We start from the raw sequence: 21,541 nt of genomic DNA on the forward strand, positions 1-21,541 counted from the left end.
GCGGGCGCCGCGGCAGCGCTCCGGCCAGCGCGGGTGCGCCGCGGGCCAGCGTCGAACGTGCGCTGGCCGGTGCGCGACACCTCGGAGCTCGCTCGGGGGCAGGGCCACGGCATAGCCCCGAAGATACCCCACCCAGCCGTCGCCACCACGCGCCCAAGCATCACGACCCCTCCGCAGCGATACAACGACGGCGTCCAGGGATGCACCTGGATCGGAAGCCGCTGCCGTCGCGGGCGTGACGGAGGCGCTCGATGGCCGCGCGCATCGATGCCCCGGAACATGGCCTCGGGCGAGGCGCGGCCCTGCGGGCCGACCGAGCGCGAAGTTGACGCTGGCCATCCTTCTGCTGCCTTCCTGGAATTTGAGGGAGACGTCCATGGCTACGCTGTCGTGTCTGTTGTGATGCCGCAGCCTCGATTTATTGCATCCACCCTGCACCTGGCACCCCACCCGGGTTGAGCTGAGCGGCTCCCGACCCAGGTTGAGCTGCCCCGACCCAGGTTGAGCTGCCCCGACCCAGGTTGAGCTGCCCCCGACCCAGGTTGAGCTGCCCCCGACCCAGGTTGAGCTGCCCCCGACCCAGGTTGAGCTGCCCCCGACCCAGGTTGAGCTGCCCCCGACCCAGGTTGAGCTGCCCCCGACCCAGGTTGAGCTGCCCCCGACCCAGGTTGAGCTGCCCCCGACCCAGGCTGACCCCACCCAGGTTGAGCCTCCCGCCGGCGCCAGCGCTGCCCATCCATCCCACCCCCGCATGGTACCGGTTTCGTCGCCCCGGGTGAGGATCCTCGCGACCGCGGCGATGGCGTCGCGGCCGCCCGTCAGCCCACGACGCTCACCAGCAGCGCCACGGCGAAGCCGAACAGCACCACGCTCACCACCAGCATCACCATGGCCGCCACGCTGGACTCCGCGCGCGCCGGGCGCCGTCGCGCGCGCCTCGCCCCGCCCCTCCGCGCCTCCGGACCGCGCGGCAGCGCACGTCCCGAGGCAGGCTGCGCCGCCCCGCCGGGCGCCGTGAGGCCGAACGCCTCCACCGTCGCGCTCAACGTCGGTGCGACCAGCGCGCGGACCGGCGGCACCGTCAGCGGCGCCGTGCTCTCCCAGCACGCCCCCGTCGGCGAGGCCGGCGCCGGCCCCGCCCCTCCCCCCGAGAGCGCCGCGGCGATGCGCGACAGCTCGTCCGCGAACGCCGCGGCATCCGGGAAGCGCAGCTCCGGGCGCTTCTCGAGCGCCCTCATGACGGCGCGGTCGAGCTCCGGCGGCACCGGCCGCGGCGCGTGGCAGGACGGCGGCGCGGGCACCTCGCTGGCGTGGGCGCGCACGAGATCGGGGACGCGCCTCACGTGCTCGAACGGGCCGCGGCCGGCGAGCAGCGTGTAGAGCACCACGCCGGCCGCATACACGTCGGTGCGGGCGTCGACGGCGAGCCCGCACGCCTGCTCGGGCGAGAGATAGCGCGGCGTGCCGACGAGCACCCCCTCCTCCGTCTGGTAGAGCGACGGCGCCGGCGCGCGGCCGTCGCCCCGCGGAGCGACCACCTTGGCGATGCCGAAATCCAGCACCTTCACCACGCGACGCCCCTGCACGTCCGCGTCGCACACGAACAGGTTCTCGAGCTTCACGTCGCGGTGGACGATGCCCGCGCCGTGCGCCGCGGCGAGGCCGGCCAGCGTCTGCGTCACCAGGTCGACCGCCTCCAGCGGCGGCAGCGCGCCCCGCGCCGCGAGTTCCTCGCGCATCGTCCGGCCGTAGAGCCGCTCCATCACGAGGAACGTCCGCCCCTCGGCCGTCCGCCCGAAATCGGTGACCATCACCAGGTTGGGATGGGCGAGCCGCGCCAGCGACTGCGCCTCGACGCGCATCCGCTCCACGAGCCGCGGCTCGCGGTTCAAATCGCGGTGCAGGAGCTTCACCACCACGGGCTTGTCGAGGCCCACGTGCGCGGCCTCGATCACCTCCCCCATCCCGCCTCGCCCGAGCCGACGCACCGGCCGGTACGGCGTTCCGTACAACAGCGTATCGCTCAGCTCGGACGCCGAGCACCGGCAGTCGTCGTGCGAAGGCAAGGCCATCCCCCGCGGGTCGAGGTCGCACCGCCGTCGCCACGCGACGCGAGGATCGAGATCCCCTCTCGCTCCCGGACCTCGAGCGCGCACGCCCTTTTCACACGCCGTCCCGGAGCGCTCAAGATTTCGACAGATCCGCGCGCAGGCGCATCATGAAGCATTCCCGCGAGACGATCCAAATTTCCACACGACAACGCGCGCACGTGCGATTTCAGCGCGCCCGCGGGCGATGCGCTCATGCGAGGGTGCCCGCGGCGCTCCCTCCTGGCTCGGCGCGCTCCGGCGCGGCGGCCTGCGCCGGAGCCGCCTGCTCGGCCGCGCGCGCGGCCTCGTCTTCCTGGGCGAGGAGCGCGTCCGTCACGGCGAGCGCCGCGTCCCGCTGCGCGATGAGGGCGGCGCAGCGCGCGCGCGCAGCGGCGAGCAGGCCGAGCCCCACGGCGACCCAGGCGGCGGCGGCCGCGTGCCCGGCGACCACGACGGGCCCCGGATCGCCCTGCGCGGCCTTGGAGAGCATCACGAAGGCGTAGAACGGCGAGGGGGCCGCGACGAGGAGGGCGCTCTCGCTGGTGCTGAACTCCGTGACGAGGCCGGCGATGGCGGCGACGATCCACGGGCCGACCGCGATCGAGAAGAGGAGCGTCAGCAGCAGCACCCGCGCCACCATCGGCGCGGCGATCCGCGCGCGGAGAAAGGCGCCGAGCCCGACCAGGAACACATAGAAGGCGAGCGCGTAGACGGCGAAGTACTGGAGCTGCCGCGTCTGGCTCTCCGGCGTGCCGACGGACGCGTCGAGGAGCAGCTGGTGGCCGGCGGCCCAGAGCGCGACGACGGCGGGGACGCCGGCCGCGAGCAGGAGGTACGCCGCGCGGGCCACGCCGGGGCCGAAGAAGCGACGCAGCCGGCCGGCGCGGCTCCTGGCCCAGTGCACCTCGACGCGGCGCGACGGGCCGACCGGATCGCCGGCGAAGAGGAACACGCAGAAGGTCAGGTACGAGAGCGTCGCGCACAGGCCCGCGAGGATCGCGGCCAGGCGCTCGGGCGGGTCCACCGAGAACGCCGGCACCACCGCGGCGGCGGCGACCACCGGCGTGCAGACCGCGAACCACGTCTTCAGGCCGGAGGAGCGATCGTCGCTCTCGCTCGTGAGGTTCGCGACGGTCACCTGGTAGAGGAACCACGCGGGGACGACGACCGCCGCGATCGGCAGGAGGACCAGGAAGAGCGCGTAATCGACGCCGAGCGGGACGCGCTGGTAGGCGACCGGGAGCCAGATGGGCGGGCCCTCGGGCACCTCCGGCCAGGCGAGGTGGGCCGCGTACGAGAGCCCCGTGCCCCCCGCCATGAACAGGCAGATCGACAGGGGGAACGCGAGCAGCAGCGTGACGAGGATCGCCGTGCGGAGGCTCGCCATCTTCGAGCTGATCGCGAGGCCGAAGGCGACGCTGAGCAGCGCGATCAGGAAGAGGAACAGGAAGGCGATCACCACCTCCATCGCGGTGATCCCGCCGAACAGGAACGGCAGCGCCCCGACCGGCGCGAGCATGGCCACGTACATCGAGATCGCCGTGTAGGCGGCGAGGAACTTGCCGCGCGCGATCTCGCCGGGCGGGATGCCCGTCAGGAGCACCGCCTCCCAGGTGCGGCCCTCGCGCTCCGACGCGATGCTGTTCGCGGCGACCGCCGGCCCGACCAGCGCCACCACGAAGTACGCGAGCGAGAAGAAGACCTGGAACAGGATCACGCCCGCCTTCGCGGGCGCGATGTCCCTCGACACCATGCCGCCGATCGACGCCACGAGCAGCGTCATCAGCACGGCGAGCACGAGGAGGATGATCGGCGTGCGGGCGAGCCGCGCGGCCTGCTTGAGCTCGCGGATCCAGATCGGGTTCGGCTCGCCGAGGAGGCGGGCCACGCGGTGGCGCGCCCGATCGACGAGCCGCTGCGACGCCGGGCCGGCGGGCGGCGATGAGCCAGTCTGCGCGCTCACTGCACCTCTCCTTGCGTGACCTCGAGGAAGATCCGCTCGAGCTCGTTGCGCTCCGGCTCGACCCCGATCACGCCGATCCCGCTCCGCACGAGGTGCTGCACGATCTCGGCGATCTTCACGTCGTTGCCCACGTAGCCGACGTGCACGGCGCCCGCGACGATCTCGATGTCGGCGATCCCGGGGCCGCCCCGGAGCAGGTAGGCCGCGGCCTCGGGATCTCCGAGGACCCGCACCTTGACCTTGCGCCGGGAGAGCGGCGACAGCCCCGGGTAGGCCGCCGGCTGCCCCGGCCCCGCAGCGTGGGGCGGGTGCGGGCCGTACGCACCTTCAGCCTGCTGAGGACCGACGACGGCCGGATCCCCGGGCGCCCCGGGCCCGTGCGCGGCCGCGTGGCCCGCCTCGGCCGGGTACGCGCCCGGCGCGGCGGCGTGGCGCGGCGGCGCGTGCCCGTGGGCCTGCGCGGCGCGCAGCGCCTCGAGCCGCGCCGCGATCTCGCCGATCGGCCCGGCGACGACGAGACGGCCCTTCTCGAGGATGCCGATCGACGTGCACACGTCGGAGAGCTCCGTGAGGATGTGCGAGGAGAGGAAGATCGTCTTCCCCAGGCTGCGGAGCTCGAGCAAGAGGTCGCGGATCTCGATGCGCGCGCGCGGATCGAGATCGCTCGCCGGCTCGTCCAGGATGAGGACCTTGGGATCGTGCAGCAGGATCCTCCCGAGCTGGAGGCGCTGCTTCATGCCCTTCGACATCGTGGCCACGATCCGGTCCTGGATCTTGCCGAGGTCGGTCAGCTCCAGGACCGCGTCGACCACGTCGAGCGACGGCACGCGGAACGCGTCCGCGAAGAACTCGAGGTACTCGCGCACCGTGATCCGGTCGTAGACGCCCGCGTGATCCGGCATGTAGCCGATGCTGCGGCGGACCGCCGCCGGGTCGATCGTGACGTCGACCCCGTCGATCTCGACCCGCCCCGCCATCGGCTCGAGCAAGGTCGCCATGACCCGGATCGTCGTCGTCTTGCCCGCGCCGTTCGGACCGATGAAGCCGAAGATCTCGCCGGGCCCGACGTCGAAGGTGACGTCCCGGAGCACGTCGAGCGCGCCGAAGCGGTGCGAGAGGTGGCGGACGCGGATCGTCGGCGCAGGCCGCTCGATCCGCGCCGCGGGGGGCGGGCCGCCGCCGGACACGGCGCTCACGGCCGACCTCCGTAGCCGACGATCCGCACGAGCACGCGGTCGCTCTCGATCCGCAGCCCGGAGTCGACCGCGCGCCCCTCGCCGCCGTCGAGCTGCCCGAGCAGGACGGGCACGCCCGCCGGGAACCAGTCGACCGCGTCGCCGGCCGCCTCCTCGATCGCGAGCCACGCGGCGCCGAGCCCCGGCGCGTCGGGCTCGAGCAGGGGGACCAGCAGGCTCCCGCCGAGGTCGTGGATGTCGATGCCGCCGACCCGCCGGCCGAAGCCCACGTGCGAGAGCCAGCCCTGCGCCTCGGCCCGCGCCGCGAGATCGACCCCCGCGCGCGACGAGACCTTCTCCCCGTCCCGGACGCGGGCGAAGTAGCGGGCCGCGCCCTCCGGCAGCCACAGGACGCCGCCCCGGAGATCGCGGCCGCTCCGGTTGCTCACGACCACGTCGCCGCTCGGCTCGGCGACGATCGCGATGCCGTCCCCGAGCGGCGCGACGCCGTCCTCGCGCACGACCACCGTCTGCCACGGGAGCGCGGCGACCTTCGTCAGCCGGGCCCCGTCGCGATCGACGAGGAGCCGGTCGCGCCGCTCCGAGAGCTCGGCGAGCACCGCCGTGCTGATGACGCTGCTCGCGTCGGTCGTGCGGACGGTGAGCTCCTCCGCGCTGGCGACGAAGAAGCCGCGGAACCGGCGCACCGCCCCCTTCGCCATGCCGGCGCCGGCCTCGATCAGCGTGAGGTGCCGCGCCCTGCCGCGCACGCCCTTCGCGAGCACGCCGACGCCGACGATCGCCGCGAACGTCACCGCCGCGTACACGGGCAGGTGACGGAGCGCGCGGAGCGGCCGCCCCTGCCGCGCGGCGCGCGAGAAGTTGATCGGGCCGGCGAGCACCGCGTAGATGCAGAGCAACAGCGCCGAGACCCCGATCGCCCAGCGCGCGCTCTCGTTCGGATCGAGCTCGCGCCGCACCGGATCCAGCTCGAGGCCCATCGCCTCCTCGCCCGGGCGGAACGCGACCGTGGAGCGGCGGTCGTGGGCGCGGCGCGCGAGATCGGCCATCCGGATCTTCACCCACGGGTCGCCGGCCGCGGGCCTCTGCGTCGGGTCGAACGCGAGCAGGTGCACCTCGCCGAGGCCGTAGAACGCCGAGCTGCCATACGGGCTCGCCCGCAGGTTCCCGCCCGACCAGCCGGCGAGCGCCTCGGCCACCTCGGGGCTCGCGCTCGGCGCGGGCAGGAGCACGTTGCCCTGCTTGCCGAAGCCGCTGGGCGCGCCGGGCGGCACGATCTCCTCGAGGGTGGGCGGCGCGACGCCCGCCCTCGAGACCTCGCCGCCCACGAGCGCCGCGAGCGTCGGGTGCCGCAGCGCCTCGGGGCGCCCGATCGACAGCGCCAGCGTGCCGCCGGAGAGCACGTAGCCGGCGAGCGCGTCGAGCTCGGCGCCGTTCAACATCGAGAGCGTGTCGCCGCGCATCAGCACCGCGTCCGCCGCGCTGTACAGGGCCGCCCGATCGGGCAGCAGCGGATCGCCCGTCGCGCCGTCGTAGCGCGGCTGCCCGACCCACAGGACCGCGGCCGGCGACGACCCGGGCCCGCGGCCGGTCGGCGTGTACAGCGGCGCGACCGGCGCCTCGTGCAGGCCCGCGCGGAGGAGCGACGTCTCGCTGACGTCGAAGAGCACCACCGCGCGCTGCGAGGTCGACGAGAGCGCGTGCGAGGACACCGTCGCGCCGCCCTCGTCGAGCGCGCGCACCTGCACGTCGCCGAAGGGCGCCACCTGCACGGGCACGCGCACGTTGACCGACTCGCCCGCCCCGACGGTGTACGGCGCCGACGCGACGAAGACGCGCTGCTCGGAGTAGCGCTTCGACTCGACCTCGACCGCGCCCCGCGCCGCCTTGCCGCCGCGGTTCTGGATGCGGACGATGACCTGGTTCCACCCCCAGGGGATCGCGCCGCTCGTCCCGAACACCGGCGCCGCGTCCACGACGAGCTCCGGCGAGGCCAACGCGGGCGGCGCCTGCCCGGACGCAGGCCCCGCGGCGAGGAGCGCCGCGAGCCACGCCGCGCCGGCCGCGCCCTTCGCGCCCCTCGGCGTCGCGATCCGGAGCGCCGGCTCCCGCGCCTCGTCGCCGCGCCTCATCGCCGGATCGCCTGGGCCACGGGCTCGGGCCGCGGCTCGACCGCGGCGAGGAGCGCGGCGATCACCTGATCCGTCGTGATCCCCTCCGCCTCGCCCTCGAAGGACCGGATCATGCGGTGGCGGAGCACCGGCTTCGCGACCCGCTGCACGTCGGCGAAGGCGACGTGCGCCCTGCCCTGGAGCAGCGCCACCGCCTTCGCGGCCAGCACGAGCGACTGCGCGCCGCGCACGCCGGCGCCGAACCGGAGCGCCCTCCGCACGATCTCGGGCGCCCCCTCGGCGGCCGGATCGCTCGCCCGCGTCAGCCGCGAGGCGTACCGCATCACGGGCTCGGCGACCGCGACGTCGCGGCAGAGCGAGCGCAGCGAGAGCACGTCGTCGCGGGTGAGCACCCGCGGCGGCGGGCCGCGGTCGTGGCCCGTGGTCCGGGCGAGGATCTCGGTCAGCTCGTCCTCCGTCGGGCTCGGCACGAGCACCTTGAGCAGGAACCGATCGAGCTGCGCCTCCGGCAGCGGGTACGTCCCCTCCATCTCGATCGGGTTCTCGGTGGCGAGCACGAAGAACGGCTCCTCCATCGCGTGCCGCGCGCCCGCGATGGTGCACGCGTGCTCCTGCATCGCCTCAAGCAGCGCGCTCTGCGTCTTCGGCGTCGCGCGGTTGATCTCGTCGGCCAGGATCACCTGCCCGAAGATCGGCCCCTTGTGCAGCGCGAAGTGGCGCGAGCCGCCTTCCGCCGTGACGAGCACGTTCGTCCCGATCACGTCGCTCGGCATGAGATCCGGGGTGAACTGGATGCGGGAGAACCTGAGATCGAGGCAGCTGGCGATGGTCCTGACGAGGAGCGTCTTGCCCAGCCCGGGCGCCCCTTCCAAGAGGACGTGCCCTCCCGCGATGATCCCCCAGAGCGTCTGCTCGATGACGTCGCCCTGGCCGACGACGGCCTGCCCGATCGCCTCGCGCAGCCGCGCGCTCGTCTGCTGCGCGAGCTCGAGCCTCGCCTCGAAGGAGGCAGGGGCCGATCCCTCTGCTCCGTCAATACCTGCGCCTGATTCCGCCGCCATCCGGTCGCCCTCGGGGCACGACCATAGCCGGCCGCGCGCCGGGCGTCGATCGGCGCCGCAGCGCGCCGCCGAGAAGACTCGACGTCTCGTGTCGGACCGAGATCGACGGGGCCGCGCCGGAGCGCCGAGCGCCCCTCCGGAGGCGCTGCGGACGCACGTAATGCACGGAAACGACCGGCCGATCGCCTCGGCGAGGGGCGCCGCCATGCTATCTTTCTCGGATGAACATGCTTATCCGGACCTGTCGCCGTGCAGTTGCCTCGCTCTGTCTCTCCGCGCGCGCCGGCGCGGCGCTCACCGCGGCGCTTTCGCTCGGCGCGAGCGCCTGCGCCACGATAGCCGGCGAGCATGAGGCGGAGACGAAGTTCCTCGTCAAGCCGACCTCGCAGTCGACCTTCTCCGGATGGAGCGAGGTCTCCATCTCGCAGGACCCGAATTCCGTCGACGGCGCCGAGCTCATGTTCATCCGGCTCGAGGCGCGCGACAACAACGTGCCCGACCTGACGTTCATCAAGAGCATCACGGCCCAGGCCGTCGTCGACGGCGAGTCGACCTTGATCGCCAAGAAGGCGCCGATGCCCGCCGGCGAGCGCATCGTCCCGCTGGATCGCAAGTATCATGGCGACATCCGGAAATTCTTCTATCCGGACGAGGAGAACGGCGGTTACACGGTGCACGTCGACTGGTTCGGTGAGGTCGATCTCACGAAGAAGATCCCGCCCGAGGGCGTCTGGATGAAGGTCATCGTCGCCGTCCGCGTCGAGTGATCGCGCCGCCGCGCCTCCCTCCTTCTCCATGCTCCGCGGCGCCTCCCCGGCGCCCCTTCGTTCGTCCTCCGAACGTCGCCTGAACCATCCAAGCTTCCGTCTCCTCGCTCGGTCGAACGTGCGAACCGCGAGCGCACCGCGCGCGAGGAGCGATGCCGGAGGGGTGGACTCCATCCGCCGGCGGCGCGCTCTCCATCGCACGCCATGCGCCGCACCCCGGCGCGGGCAAGGAGGTCGATCCGTCATGGCCGAGATCCAGGAGAGCTCTGTTCTTTTCTCGCTCAAGCAGCTCATGAGCCTCGAGAAGCAGCGGGTGCGCGAGGAGGAGGAGGCCGCGCGCCGGCGCGCGCTCGCGGAGCAGGAGGCCCGGCGCGCGCTCGAGCAGCGCGCCCTGGCGGAGCAGGAGGCGCGCCTCCGCGCCGAGGAGGAGCGGGCCCGCCGCGAGGACGAGCTCGCGCGCGAGGAGGCGGCGCGGCTCGAGGGGATCCGGGCGGCGGCCGTCGAGAAGGCCCGCGTCGAGGCCGAGCAGCGCGCCCGCGTCGAGGCCCTCGAGAAGCAGCGAGACCACGAGCGCAGGCTCGCGGCCCTCGCGGGCGACGCCCAGAAGCGGCGCCTCGTGCGGCTCATCGCGGGGGGGAGCGCGCTCTTCGTCGCCGCGCTCGCCGCGACGCTCGGCGCCTACTTCGGCAAGATCAAGCCGGAGGCCGAGCAGACGCTCGCCGAGCAGACGGCCGCGCGCGCCGCGTACGAGCAGCGGCTCGCGGCGCTCCAGAGCGACCTCGCCGCGAGCGAGCGGCAGATCGGCGAGCTCACGCTCGCGTACCAGACGGTGCGGAGCGAGGCGGAGAAGGCGGAGCTCGAGCGCAAGCTCCTCGCGGCGAAGCGCGACCGGGACGCGCTCCAGGGCAAGGTCGCGCGGCCTCAGCCGCAGCCGGCGCCCAGGAAGGCGGAGTGCGTCTGCAGGGAAGGCGACCCGATGTGCGGCTGCCTCCCCTAGCCCTTCGGCCGGGGCGCGGCCCCCCGGGCGCAGCCGACGAGCTCCTTGAAGAGCGGCGAGGTGACGTACCGCTCGCCGCCGTCGGGCAGGATCACCACGATCTTCTTGCCCTGCATCTCGTCGCGCGCCGCGATCGAGAGCGCCGCCGCCATCGCCGCGCCGCCGGAGATGCCGACGAGGATCCCCTCGGTCTTGGCGAGCCGGCGGGCGGCGTCGAAGGACTCGTCCTCGGTCACGGGCACCACCTCGTCGATGAGCTCGCGCCGGAGGATCTTCGGGACGAAGCCCGCGCCGATGCCCTGGATGAGGTGCGCCCCCACGCGGCCGCCGCTCAGCACGGCGGCGTTCTTCGGCTCGACCGCGATCATCTTCACGCCCGGCTTCTTCTCCTTGAGCACCTCGCCCACGCCGGTGATCGTCCCGCCGGTCCCCACGCCGGCGACCACGACGTCGACCGCCCCGTCCGTGTCCTCCCAGATCTCGCGCGCGGTCGTCATCCGGTGCGCGGCGGGGTTCGCCGGGTTCTCGAACTGCTGGAGCATCACCGCGCCCGGCGTCTCCTCCACGATCTGGCGCGCCCGCGCGACGGCCTGCACCATCAAGGACCCGGGCGTGAGCAGCACCTCGACCCCGAACGCCCGGAGCAGCGCGACCCGCTCCGGGCTCATCGACTCGGGCATCGTGAGGATCAGCCGGTAGCCCTTCGCCGCGGCGAGCATCGCCAGCGCGAGGCCCGTGTTGCCGCTCGTCGGCTCGACGAGGACGCTCCCGTGCGTCAGCTTGCCCCGCCGCTCGGCGTCCTCGATCATCGCGAGGCCGATGCGATCCTTGACGCTGCCGCCGGGGTTCCGGCTCTCGACCTTGCCGATCAGCTCGGCACGCAGCCCCTTGCCCGCAGAGCTCAGGCGAACGAGGGGGGTGCGCCCGATCGTCGCCGCGATGTTGTCGAAGATTGAACCCACGTGCCGCCTCCGTGTTGACTGACCCCCGGGCCAGACGGAAGCGCCGGCCAGGTGGCTAGATGGAGTAATCTTGCACGAAGATCTTGGCGTCTCGGAGATTTACAAGCACCCGGTCCCCCTCGGACAGGGCGAGCTCGGCGACGCGGTCCTTGGTGAGCTCGACGGAGAGCGGCTGGCCGTCGGAGAGGCGGAGCTCCGCCTTGACCATCCATCCGACCCGCGACAGCCGCTCGACGCGCGCCACGCTGGCGTCGTCGGCGCTGGGTGAGCTCGACGAGTCGATCCGGGTGTGGACCTCGATGTCGTGCGGCCGCACGAAAGCGCGCACGCTCGCGCCGTCGCCCGTCCCGGGGGGAGCGTGCACCGCGAGGGTCCCGAGCGCGGCCTGGCCGTCGCGGACCTCCCCCTTGAGCACGTTGATCGACCCGACGAAGCTCGCCACGAACTCGGTCGCCGGCCGGTCGTAGATCTCCTCGGGCGTGCCGATCTGCTCGACCCGCCCCTTGTGCAGCACGATGACCCGGTCGGCGAGGTCCATCGCCTCTTCCTGGTCGTGGGTCACGAAGACGCTCGTGATCCCGCGCTCCTTGTGGAGCCTGCGGATCCACTCGCGCAGCTCGAGGCGCACCTTGGCGTCGAGCGCCCCGAACGGCTCGTCGAGCAGGAGCAGCGACGACCCCGGGGCGAGCGCGCGCGCCAGCGCGACCCGCTGCCGCTGGCCGCCGGACAGCTCGTGCGGGAACCGGCTCCCGAGCCCCTCGAGCTGCACGAGGCCGAGGAGCTCGTCGACCGTGGCCTCGATCTCCTTCCGGGGCCGCTTCCGGATCGTGAGGCCGAAGGCGATGTTGTCGCGCACGGTCATGTGCCGGAACAGGGCGTAGCTCTGGAACACGAAGCCGATGTTCCGGTCCTGCACCCGGGTGTGCGTCGCGTTCTTCCCGTTCAGGATCACCTCGCCGGAGTCGGGGCTCTCGAGCCCGGCGATGATGCGCAGGACGGTGCTCTTGCCCCCTCCGCTCGGCCCCAGCAGCGCGACAAGGGCGCCGCTCTCGATCTCGAACGAGACGTCGTCGACGACCTTGTTCGGACCGAACCGCTTCGTGAGCTGCTCGACAACGATTCCCATAAGCGACAGCTAACCCTCTGCCCGCCCCGCGCGCGCCTCGGACAGAAAAAACCAGGGCGCCCGAGCGCGGCCCAGCGTCGCCCGCCGGACGGGGAGGCGCAACCGGATTCAGAAGATACATCGGAAAGGTGGGTATTTTTGCAAAAAGCCCGTGGCGCGCTCCGGCCTCTGGGGCTCGCCGGGCGGCGGGCGCGCGGGTGGCTGCCGGCGGGTGCCGGTCCAAGGGACGGGCCGAAGTGCTAGCATCCGCCGCGCCGCGACGCGGCAGGACCGGGACGGAGGCCGCGGGGCGGCAGGACGGCGAGGACGGCGGGCCGCGCGGCGCGGCGGGACCAGGACGGGAGACGGATGCGTTGTCTGGTGACTGGGGTGGCCGGATTCATCGGCGCCCACCTGGCGGAGCGGTTGATCGAGCTCGGGCATGAGGTGCTCGGGGTGGACCGCTTCACCGACTATTACGGCCGCGAGATCAAGGAAGGAAACCTGGCCCGGCTGCTCGGTGAACCGCGCTTCTCCCTGTCGACGGCCGATCTCGCGACCGCCGACCTGCGCTCGCTGCTCTCGACGTGCGAGGTGGTCTTCCACCAGGCGGCGCAGGCCGGCGTGCGCCCGAGCTGGGGGCAGAGCTTCGAGGGCTACCTGCGCGACAACGTGCTGGCGACGCAGCGGCTGCTGGAGGCGGCGAGGGCGCACGGCCAGGTGCGCAAGCTCGTCTACGCCTCGTCGTCCTCCGTGTACGGCGACGCGGACGACGTGCCCATGCACGAGTCCCGCCGGACCGCGCCGCATTCGCCCTACGGGGTGACGAAGCTCGCCGCCGAGAACCTCTGCGAGCTGTACCGGCGCAACTTCGGCCTGCCCACGGTCTCGCTCCGGTACTTCACGGTGTACGGCCCCGGGCAGCGGCCCGACATGGCGTTCCACCGGTTCATCGCCGCCGTGCTGAAGGGCGAGACGGTCCGCGTGCACGGCGACGGCGAGCAGACGCGCGATTTCACGTACGTGAGCGACGTCGTGCAGGCCAACGTCGAGGCGATGGAGGGCGGCGCGGTCGGCGTGTTCAACATCGGCGGCGGCTCGCGGGTGAGCCTGAACGAGGCGCTCCGGCTGCTCGGGGAGCTCGCCGGGCCGGTGCGCGTGGAGCGGGGCGAGCCGCAGGCCGGCGACGTCCGGCACACCTGGGCCGACACGGCGGCGGCGCGGGCGGCGCTCCGCTATGTGCCCCGGGTGCCCCTGCGCGAGGGGCTCGCCGCCCAGGTGGCGTGGCAGTCGAGGCGGCTCGGGCCCGCCCGATAGCGCGGCGGGGCCCCGCGTTACCGGCCGGGGGGTGCCCGCGGCCCGAGGGCCCCGCGTCTCCGCGCCGCTCAGGAGCCGGGCGCTCCTCCGCGGGGGGCGGGAGCGACGCCGCCGGGGGCGAGGTCGACGCCGCCGGGCACGAAGTCGACGATGCGCGTCGCTGGCGCGCGCGCGGCCAGGATCTCGCCCGCGAGGTCGATCCACTGCGCGCAGCGATCGAGGACGACGCTGTCGGACGAGATCACGCCCGCCGCCCCGACGAGCAGGCGGTCGGGATCGGGGACGAGCGCCGCCTCGAGGGCGAAGGGGGCGGCGGCGAGGCGCTCGAGGATCCGCGCGCGCAGCTTGCCCGAGCTGGGGACGGCGGCGTCGAGGAGAAAGCGCGCGCGCGCCGCGCCGGCGCCGGACAGCGCGGCGCCGAGGCGATCGATGGCCGCGTCGGTCTGCGCGATCGGCGCGTAGCTGCCGCGGAGGCCCGCGAGATCGCGGAGCGCCCCCTCCGGGCCGCGCAGGAGCAGGCCGCCCGAGAGGGCCACCTCCAGGGTGATGATCAGGTTGAAGCCGTCGATGCTCGCCTCCGCGCCCCGGAGCGACGACGCGGGCGCGCGGCGCGCGAGGCGCGAGGCGCGTTGCGCGTCCGAGCAGGCGGACCGTTGCAGCGCGAGGCGCTGGCGGGCGGCGAGCTGGTGGTGGTCGCCGACGGTCCGGATCGCGGTGCGCAGCGGATAGCCGCGGCCGAGGAGCCACGTCACCTCCTCGAACGCGGCGCGCAGCTTCGCGACGGCCTCGGGGCCGAAGAGCCGCGGGTCGTCGGGGTGGCCGCCGCGCGGCACCGGCTCGCCGGCCTTCTCGCCGGCGGGTGGGTCGTATCGTTCGTCCGAGTCCGTCACTGGCCTTCGATGCTCGGTGGAGGACCGACACTGCTGCAAGCGTTACGCCGGAAGGCGCGGAATTGAGGAGGATCTGCTGCGTCGGGCTGCCGTCTGCGACCTTTGGAGGACATCCAGACTTTAGGTCCGGTACGGATTGGACTCTGATCAGCAGATCATCGGCTTCTCCGCCGGCGCCTCGTCACGCCACGCACCCATGGGGGTGGCCGTGTTGCAAGCGCCTGACAGCCCGCCGACCCGCGTCGCCGCGGCAGGCAGAACGTAGCGCTCGATCACGGCGCGTGTCGATCCACTTCGGCCAGGGATCCCGCAATTTGCGCGGTGCACACCGTTACGGCGAACGACATCTTTTTCTCATTCTGGGTCGCTCCGCGGTTGCCGCCCATCCCGTCACGCTCACGCGCCTCCGAGGCGCGCCAGGACGCAGGTCACGTTGTCCGGCCCGCCATGCTCGTTCGCGAGGTCGATCAGCAGGCTCGCCGCGAGGCTCAGCTCCTGGTGCGCCTCCAGGACCCCTGCGATCCGCTCCTCGGGCACCGGGCCCCAGAGTCCATCCGAGCACAGCAGGAAGATGTCGCCCGGCGCCGTCGCCTCCACGCGTGACTCGATTGCCACGCTCTCGTCGCACCCGAGCGCCCGCGTCACGGCGCTCGCTCTGTCGCTCAGCGCCTCGAGCGCGGCCAGGGCGCCGTCGCCGTCCCGGAGCAGCTCCTCTCGCAGCGTGTGGTCCCGTGTCAGCCGCTCCAGCTTTCCGCCGCGCATGCGGTACACGCGCGAGTCGCCCACGTGTGCGATGTACGCCATCCCCGGCCCGAGCAGCACACCCGCGAAGGTCGTGGCCATGCCGCGGTTCGCCTCCTGGTGCAGGCTCGCCTCGTAGATCGCCCGGTTGGCGCGCCGCACGCTGAGCACGAGCCGCACCTCGTCGCGGTCGTGCGGCCGCGGCGCGCCGTAGGGCCAGGTGTCCTCCAGGTCCCCGTCCTCCTCGAAGCAGCTCTTCACCACCTCGATCGCCATGCGTGACGCCACCTCTCCCGCCGCGTTGCCTCCCAGGCCATCGGCCACCATGAACAGCCCGAGGCACGGCAGCGCCGCGAAGCTGTCCTCGTTGTGGCTCCGTCGCCGCCCCACGTCCGACTGCGCTGCCGCCTCGATGGCGAGCCGTGGATACACGATCGTCCTCCTCGCGCGCTCGCCGGCGGGGCGAGCCGCGTCAAGGCGCGCCGCGCAGGGCGGCGCGCGTTCCTCTGGATGGGCTCCGGCCGCGCCGAGGGCGGCCGGGGCTATGTCGCCATGTCGCTCCCTCGCACCGCATCGCGGCGCGGCTGCGGCGGAGCGTGAGCCGCGACGCGCCGCTCACGCGCTCACCTCAGAACGCCTGCACCTCGGCCTTCACGCCGGCCGCGCCCTCGCCCTTCGCATCCGCGCCCACGCCGCCGTCGCCCGCCTCGCCCAGCTCGATCGTCGCTCCCTGCGTCGGCGGCATCGCGCCCTTGTACGCGATCCCGATCGCGTGCCCGCCGCGGCCGCCGCCTCCGGGACCGCCCGCGCCTCCCTTGCCGCCCGGGCCGCCAGCGCACCCGGCATGCAGCCCCGTCGCGCCTTCGGGCTTCGTGCCGCCGGGACCACCGGCTCCTCCTTCGCCGCCTTCCTGCCCGGCGCCTCCCTTGCCTCCGGCTCCGCCTCGGCCCGTCTTCAGCGTCACCCCCTCGAAGCTGAGCGTCGCGTTCACGCTGATCAGCGCGATGCTCGCGCCTCCGGCTCCGCCGCCCCGGCCACCAGCTCCGCCGCAGCCACCGGCTCCGCCGGAGCCGCCGCTCGCGCCGCCGGCCGACTCCGCCAGAATGCACTTGCCTTCGCCCGCGCCGCCCTTCGCGCCCCCGCCGCCGCCGCCGCCTTGCGCCGTGCTGCCCTTCGTGCCCTCGCGGCCCGCCACCCCGACGTAGCCGCTCGCGCTGATCTCGCCGAGGCCCGTTGCGCCTGTGCCAGGAACACCCGCGGCGCCTTCGTCACCAGCCGTCCCGTCGGCGCACACACCTGCACCTTCGCCTTTGCCTCCGTTCATCAAGTCCTCCGGGGTGCCCGGAGCACCGGGGCCGCCGCTGTCCGCTGCCCCAACACCACCCAAGCCGCCGCGCGAGTCGTCGCTCGGATCGTCCGGCGTGCCGCAGTCGTTCTTGACCGACAGCCCGCCCAGCGATGCAGCAGCCGAGCACGCCTCGCCGCCACTGTTCCCCTCGGCTCCACCCATCGCGCTCGTCTCGTACGCCGCTCCCTCCGCCCCCGCCGCCGCATCCCCCGCTTCCAGCACGCACCGCGCGAGCTCCACGCTCACCTCTTCCGCCACCGCCGCGATCGACGACGCTCCCGCGAGCGTCACGTCGCCCGCTTCGATCCCGCGCGCCTGCACGTGCACGTCCTCCACCCGCACGTTCACCTCGCCTCCGCCTCCCCGCACCACCAGCGGGATCTCTCCCGCCCCCGCCGTCAGCGTCGTCTTCCTCTGCTCCCCCGCCCAGCCCCACCCGCGTGCGCAGTCCAGCCCCCCGTAGATGGTCACGCTCCCCGCGACCTCCACCGCCTCCTCGAACCTCTCCGCGCACGCGTACACCCGCCGCTTCCCCTTCTCCGCGCGCGCCAACGCCGCCGACAGCGTCTTCACAGGCGCCTCCTTCGTCGCGGGGTTCCCGTCGCTCCCGGACGACGACACGAACACCCCGCACGCATCGTCCACTGCGCCCGCGCCGGCGTTCTCGCTCGGCACGCAGTCCGCAGGGGTCACGTCATCGCTACCACGACCACGGTAATGCTCGCAGGTGAGCATGAACTCGCAGTCGTCGGTGTAGTTGACCCAGCACGCCGTCGTCATCCAAGCGCCTCCGACCAGGATGCCCACGAACAAGCACCTCAGCGTTCGCTGCACGGCACTTTGCATCATTCTCCTCACCACGCCTCTCCCTCTTCTCCTCACCACGAGCCCACCACGGCGATGCTTGCACCACCCGCATCCAGCCCAGGCCCAACCTCCAGGGAGACCGCGCGCGCTGGTCGTCCTCCGGGCCAGATGACGTACGTCAATGCAGCTATCGCCAGCGCGCCCGAGGTCACGTAGGCAACGCGCGCCGCATTCGCGTGGACGTCGGCGCGCGCCGCTGTCCTTTGAAGCTCTCTGCACGCCAAGGCGTGCTCGACCGGGGCGTCGATGCACGCACCGCCGGCTTGCCAGAGCGCTGACCGCTGCGCGCGCATGTCCGCGCTCGCCTTGTTCGACGCCACCGTGAAGCCCATCGCTACCCCAAGCCCCACGGCGCTCGCCGCGCTCAGCGCGATCGCCGGCACCCAGCTCCGCGGTTCCTTCGCCGTCGCCCCCGCCGCAGGTGCCTTCGTCTTCGCCTCCCCGAGCATCGGCGCGCCCGCCGTCCCCGGCCGCGTCGCCGTCTTCGGCTTCAGCTCCGTCGCGATCTCCTCGCGCGAGCCCGCCACCGCGGCCACGTGGACCACCGCCTCTTCGTACCCCGCGCGCCGGATCACCAGCACGTGTTGCCCGGGCTCCACGTAGAGCTCGTGCTCCACCTCCTCGGCCGGCACGCGCTGGCCGTTCACGAGCACCTCCGCGTCCGCCACGTTCGTCACCCGCACCCGCAGCGTCCCCACCTGCGCCTTCGCCTCCGCCAGCAGCGCCTGCATCCGCGCAAGCCGCTCTGGCTCGATCTCCGGCCCCACCGTGCGCACGCCGAACGCCAGGTACTTCGCGGCCGACGCAGGCTTCTGCAGCAGCAGCTGGACCTGCCCGAGGTTCGTCGCGATGTCGTACGACTTCATCCGCGCCCACGCCCGCAGGTAGAAGAACTCCGCTTCCTCCAGCCGATCCGCCACCTGCGCCTTCCGGCCTTCCTCGAAGTCCCGCACCGCGCGATCGCGCTCGCTCTCCGCGCTCCCTCCCGACCACGGCCGCTCCTCTCCGCGGACGCTCGTCGTCGCTGTCGCGCTCCCGAGCAACAACGACATCGCCAGCCACCCCGCGTGCAGCTCTCGTCTCACGGTCGCTCCCTCGTCCTCGCAACGTCCGCCATCCACGTGCTCGTTCCTCGCTCGCTCAGCGCGCCCGCGCTCCCGCCGCGCGCGCACACGTCCGCCGTTCGTCGCGCCGGCTCCGGCGCGACGCCTCGCTCTTCGTCCTCGTCGCCCCGCTCGACGCGGCGGCTGCGGTTGCTGCGGCGGAGCGTGAGCCGCGACGCGCCGCTCACGCGCTCACCTCAGAACGCCTGCACCTCGGCCTTCACGCCGGCCGCGCCCTCGCCCTTCGCATCCGCGCCCACGCCGCCGTCGCCCGCCTCGCCCACCTCGATCGTCGCTCCCTGCGTCGGCGGCATCGCGCCCTTGTACGCGATCCCGATCGCGTGCCCGCCGCGGCCGCCGCCTCCGGATCCACCAGCTCCGCCCTTGCCGCCCGGGCCGCCAGCGCACCCGGCGTGCAGCTCCGTCGCGCCTTCGGGCTTCGTGCCGCCGGGACCACCGGCTCCTCCTTCGCCGCCTTCCTGCCCGGCGCCTCCCTTTCCTCCGGCGCCGCCTTGGCCCGTCTTCAGCGTCACGTCCTCGAAGTTGAGCATCGCGTTCAGGCTGAGCAGCGCGATGCTCGCGCCTCCGGCTCCGCCGCCCCGGCCGCCGGCTCCGCCGCAACCGCCGGCTCCGCCGGAGCCGCCGCTCGCGCCGCCGGCCGACTCCGCCAGCATGCACTTGTCAGCGCCCGCGCCGCCCTTCGAGCCCCCGCCGCCGCCGCCACCTTGCGCTGTGCTGCCCTTCATGCCCTCGCGGCCCGCCACCCCGACGTAGCCGCTCGCGCCGATCGCGCCGAGGCCCGTTGCGCCGGCTCCAGGTTCACCCGCGGCGCCTTCCTTACCAGCGGTCCCGTCGGTGCACGCCGCTGCACTTTCGCCTTTGCCTCCGTTCATCAAGTCTTCCGGGGTGCCCGGAGCACCGGGGCCGCCGATGTCGGGTCCGCCGTTGCCGCCATAGCCGCCGAACGAGTCGTCGCTCGGATCGTCCGGCGTGCCGCAGTCGTTCTTCACGCCGCCCGTCACCACGATCTCCGCCGAGCACGCCTCGCCGCCGCTGTTCCCCTCGGCTCCACCCATCGCGCTCGTCTCGTACGCCGCTCCCTCCGCCCCCGCCGCCGCATCCCCCGCTTCCAGCACGCACCGCGCGAGCTCCACGCTCACCTCTTCCGCCACCGCCGCGATCGACGACGCTCCCGCGAGCGTCACGTCGCCCGCTTCGATCCCGCGCGCCTGCACGTGCACGTCCTCCACGCGCACGTTCACCTCGCCCCCGCCTCCCTGCATCACCAGCGGGATCTCTCCCGCCTCCGCCGTCAGCGTCGTCTTCCTCTGCTCCCCCACCCAGCCCCACCCGCGCGCGCAGTCCAGCCCCCCGTAGATGGTCACGCTCCCCGCGACCTCCACCGCCTCCTCGAACCTCTCCGCGCACGCGTACACCCGCCGCTTCCCCTTCTCCGCGCGCGCCAGCGCCGCCGACAGCGTCTTCACCGGCGCGTCCTTCGTCCCCTCGCTCGCGTCGTCGCCGCCCACCGACACGAACACCCCGCACGTGTCGGCCACCGCGCTCGCGTTCTCGCTCGGCACGCAGTCCGCGGGTGTCTCCGAATCGTTCCACAGCCCGCGATGGTGCTCGCAGGTCATGGTGAATTCACAGTCCTCGGTCGTGTTGGGCCATGCGACATCGCAACCGCAAAAGCTCACTGCGAGCGCCAAGATTCCATGCATCGAGCGCCTTCTTCGCATTGTCATCGCAGCCTCTCGCGAGCGTTTCACCAGGCACCTCGCACGACGATCCCAGCGCGGCCCGGACTCAGCTCGGGCGATGCGCGCATCCCGCGGGACGTCGCAGTCCGTGCACGCGGCCAGAGTGCGTAGGTCACCGCACCGATCGCGAGGGCACCGGAGGCCACATACGCCACAGTCGCCGCACGCGTGCGCGTTTCGTGGCGCGACGCGCTGTCGCGAAGGCCCGAGCACAGATAGCTGTATTCGCTGGGAACACCCACGCAACCGCCTCCAGCCTCGCGCAGCATCGCGTGCTGTCTGTCTCCCTCCGCGCTCGCCTTGTTCGCCGCCACCGTGAACCCTCCCGCCACCCCGAGCGCCACCATGCTTGCCGCCCCCAGCGCCAACGCCGGCACCCAGCTCCGCGGCTCCTCCGCCCTCGCCCCCGCCGCCGGCGCCTTCGTCGTCACCTCCCCCATCGCCGCCGCGCTCGCTGCGGCTCCCGGAGCCGCAGCGCCCGCGCCCTTCCCCGTCGCCTCCGTCTTCTCCGCCTTCGGCCTCAGCTCCCGCTCGACCGTCTCCGTGATCAGCGGCGCCGCTATCACGTGCAGCACCTCCTCCTCGTACCCTGCCCGCCGGATCGCCAGCACGTGCATCCCAGGCTCCAGGTAGATCTCGTGCTTCGCCTCCTCGTCCGGCACCCGCTCGCCGTCCACGAACACCTCCGCGTCAGGCACGTTCTTCACCCGCACACGCACCGTCCCCACCTGCGCCTTCGCCTCCACCAGCAGCGCCTCCATCCGCGAAAGCCGCTCCGGCTCGATCTCCGGGCCCACCGTGCGCACGCCGAACGCCAGGTACCTCGCGGCCGACGCGGGCTTCTGCAGCTGCAGCTGCACCTGCCCGAGGTTCGTCGCGATGTCGTAGGACTTCATCCTCCTCCACGCCCGCAGGTAGAAGAACTCCGCTTCCTCCAGCCGGCCCGCCACCTGCGCTTTCCGGCCTTCCTCGAAGTCCCGCACCGCGCGGTCTCGCTCGCTCTCTGCGCTCGGCACGGGCTTCACCCGCTCCTCTCCGCGGACGCTCGTCGTTGCCGCCGTGCTCCCGAGCAGCAACGACATCGCCAGCCACCCCGCGTGCAGCTCTCGTCTCACGGTCGCTCCCTCGTCCTCGCAACGTCCGCCATCCACCTGCTCGCTCCTCGCGCTTCCGCCGCACTTGCGCTCCCGCCGCGCGGGCACACGCCCGCCGCTCGTCGCGCCGGCTCCGGTGCGCCGC

Annotated in this window: 16 protein-coding genes; 3 read left to right on the forward strand and 13 right to left on the reverse strand. The window is 73.3% G+C overall.

Features of this window, described 5'->3' with window-relative positions:
- Nucleotides 1–818: 818 nt before the first annotated feature.
- The 5 genes from NQZ70_RS43185 to NQZ70_RS43205 all read right to left on the reverse strand — a co-directional run bounded on the left by NQZ70_RS43185 (nucleotide 819) and on the right by NQZ70_RS43205 (nucleotide 8,442).
- Entirely contained in the window at nucleotides 819–2,072 is a 1,254-nt protein-coding gene (locus NQZ70_RS43185; protein WP_129579422.1) for a serine/threonine-protein kinase, read from the reverse strand.
- A 229-nt stretch (nucleotides 2,073–2,301) separates the two neighbouring features.
- On the reverse strand, nucleotides 2,302–4,053 hold the full coding sequence (locus tag NQZ70_RS43190; protein WP_129579423.1) for an ABC transporter permease: 1,752 nt from the start codon (nucleotides 4,051–4,053) through the stop codon (nucleotides 2,302–2,304).
- Nucleotides 4,050–5,249: an ABC transporter ATP-binding protein gene (locus tag NQZ70_RS43195; protein ID WP_129579424.1), complete on the reverse strand. Its 1,200-nt coding sequence runs from the start codon at nucleotides 5,247–5,249 to the stop codon at nucleotides 4,050–4,052. Before NQZ70_RS43195 ends, NQZ70_RS43190 begins: the two co-directional genes overlap by 4 nt.
- The gene (locus NQZ70_RS43200) at nucleotides 5,246–7,381 is read right to left on the reverse strand and encodes a hypothetical protein (protein ID WP_129579425.1); all 2,136 of its coding nucleotides are present in this window, start codon (nucleotides 7,379–7,381) and stop codon (nucleotides 5,246–5,248) included. The genes NQZ70_RS43195 and NQZ70_RS43200 overlap by 4 nt, the downstream gene beginning before the upstream one ends.
- The gene (locus NQZ70_RS43205; RefSeq protein WP_129579426.1) at nucleotides 7,378–8,442 is read right to left on the reverse strand and encodes a MoxR family ATPase; all 1,065 of its coding nucleotides are present in this window, start codon (nucleotides 8,440–8,442) and stop codon (nucleotides 7,378–7,380) included. Before NQZ70_RS43205 ends, NQZ70_RS43200 begins: the two co-directional genes overlap by 4 nt.
- A 221-nt stretch (nucleotides 8,443–8,663) precedes the next feature.
- On the opposite strand from NQZ70_RS43205, the gene NQZ70_RS43210 reads away from it, so the two are divergent.
- Both NQZ70_RS43210 and NQZ70_RS43215 read left to right on the forward strand, forming a co-directional pair.
- Nucleotides 8,664–9,209 carry a hypothetical protein gene (locus NQZ70_RS43210; RefSeq protein ID WP_129579427.1) on the forward strand — a complete coding sequence of 182 codons (546 nt, stop codon included), beginning with the start codon at nucleotides 8,664–8,666 and terminating at the stop codon, nucleotides 9,207–9,209.
- A gap of 244 nt (nucleotides 9,210–9,453) precedes the next feature.
- Nucleotides 9,454–10,206, forward strand: coding sequence for a hypothetical protein (locus tag NQZ70_RS43215; protein ID WP_129579428.1), 753 nt, complete (start codon nucleotides 9,454–9,456; stop codon nucleotides 10,204–10,206).
- Here the strand turns inward: NQZ70_RS43215 and cysK are convergent.
- Nucleotides 10,203–11,168, reverse strand: coding sequence for a cysteine synthase A (gene cysK / locus NQZ70_RS43220; RefSeq protein ID WP_129579429.1), 966 nt, complete (start codon nucleotides 11,166–11,168; stop codon nucleotides 10,203–10,205). The genes NQZ70_RS43215 and cysK overlap by 4 nt on opposite strands.
- A gap of 55 nt (nucleotides 11,169–11,223) precedes the next feature.
- Nucleotides 11,224–12,294, reverse strand: coding sequence for a sulfate/molybdate ABC transporter ATP-binding protein (locus NQZ70_RS43225; protein ID WP_129579430.1), 1,071 nt, complete (start codon nucleotides 12,292–12,294; stop codon nucleotides 11,224–11,226).
- Between the two features lie 348 nt (nucleotides 12,295–12,642).
- Between NQZ70_RS43225 and NQZ70_RS43230 the strand changes: the two genes are divergently transcribed.
- Nucleotides 12,643–13,590: an NAD-dependent epimerase/dehydratase family protein gene (locus NQZ70_RS43230; protein ID WP_129579431.1), complete on the forward strand. Its 948-nt coding sequence runs from the start codon at nucleotides 12,643–12,645 to the stop codon at nucleotides 13,588–13,590.
- A gap of 68 nt (nucleotides 13,591–13,658) precedes the next feature.
- On the opposite strand, the gene NQZ70_RS43235 is transcribed toward NQZ70_RS43230, so the two are convergent.
- The 6 genes from NQZ70_RS43235 to NQZ70_RS43260 form a co-directional block, all read right to left on the reverse strand.
- A complete protein-coding gene (locus NQZ70_RS43235) occupies nucleotides 13,659–14,480 on the reverse strand; it encodes a DUF434 domain-containing protein (protein ID WP_237244584.1) in 822 nt (273 codons plus the stop codon).
- Between the two features lie 396 nt (nucleotides 14,481–14,876).
- Nucleotides 14,877–15,653, reverse strand: coding sequence for a PP2C family serine/threonine-protein phosphatase (locus NQZ70_RS43240; RefSeq protein ID WP_129579432.1), 777 nt, complete (start codon nucleotides 15,651–15,653; stop codon nucleotides 14,877–14,879).
- A 196-nt stretch (nucleotides 15,654–15,849) separates the two neighbouring features.
- Nucleotides 15,850–17,403, reverse strand: a complete 1,554-nt coding sequence (locus NQZ70_RS43245; RefSeq protein ID WP_207217623.1) for a PGRS family protein — start codon at nucleotides 17,401–17,403, stop codon at nucleotides 15,850–15,852.
- 44 nt (nucleotides 17,404–17,447) lie between these two features.
- Nucleotides 17,448–18,521 (reverse strand): hypothetical protein, encoded by a 1,074-nt coding sequence (locus NQZ70_RS43250; protein WP_129579433.1) that lies wholly within the window; start codon nucleotides 18,519–18,521, stop codon nucleotides 17,448–17,450.
- Nucleotides 18,522–18,736: 215 nt separating this feature from the next.
- Entirely contained in the window at nucleotides 18,737–20,179 is a 1,443-nt protein-coding gene (locus tag NQZ70_RS43255) for a PGRS family protein (protein ID WP_129579434.1), read from the reverse strand.
- Nucleotides 20,180–20,307: 128 nt separating this feature from the next.
- Complete coding sequence (locus NQZ70_RS43260) at nucleotides 20,308–21,417, reverse strand: hypothetical protein (protein WP_129579435.1); 1,110 nt, start codon at nucleotides 21,415–21,417, stop codon at nucleotides 20,308–20,310.
- Nucleotides 21,418–21,541 lie beyond the last annotated feature (124 nt).

Source organism: Sorangium sp. So ce836, from assembly GCF_028553905.1.
GTDB lineage: Bacteria > Myxococcota_A > Polyangia > Polyangiales > Polyangiaceae > Sorangium > Sorangium cellulosum_D.

What these genes read in the sequence shown, in the direction of transcription:
- NQZ70_RS43185 (WP_129579422.1), bottom strand. Translation starts at nt 2,072, where the DNA reads ATGGCCTTGCCTTCGCACGACGACTGCCGGTGCTCGGCGTCCGAGCTG.
- NQZ70_RS43200 (WP_129579425.1), bottom strand. Translation starts at nt 7,381, where the DNA reads ATGAGGCGCGGCGACGAGGCGCGGGAGCCGGCGCTCCGGATCGCGACG.
- NQZ70_RS43205 (WP_129579426.1), bottom strand. Translation starts at nt 8,442, where the DNA reads ATGGCGGCGGAATCAGGCGCAGGTATTGACGGAGCAGAGGGATCGGCC.
- NQZ70_RS43210 (WP_129579427.1), top strand. Translation starts at nt 8,664, where the DNA reads ATGAACATGCTTATCCGGACCTGTCGCCGTGCAGTTGCCTCGCTCTGT.
- NQZ70_RS43215 (WP_129579428.1), top strand. Translation starts at nt 9,454, where the DNA reads ATGGCCGAGATCCAGGAGAGCTCTGTTCTTTTCTCGCTCAAGCAGCTC.
- NQZ70_RS43225 (WP_129579430.1), bottom strand. Translation starts at nt 12,294, where the DNA reads ATGGGAATCGTTGTCGAGCAGCTCACGAAGCGGTTCGGTCCGAACAAG.
- NQZ70_RS43230 (WP_129579431.1), top strand. Translation starts at nt 12,643, where the DNA reads ATGCGTTGTCTGGTGACTGGGGTGGCCGGATTCATCGGCGCCCACCTG.
- NQZ70_RS43255 (WP_129579434.1), bottom strand. Translation starts at nt 20,179, where the DNA reads ATGACCTGCGAGCACCATCGCGGGCTGTGGAACGATTCGGAGACACCC.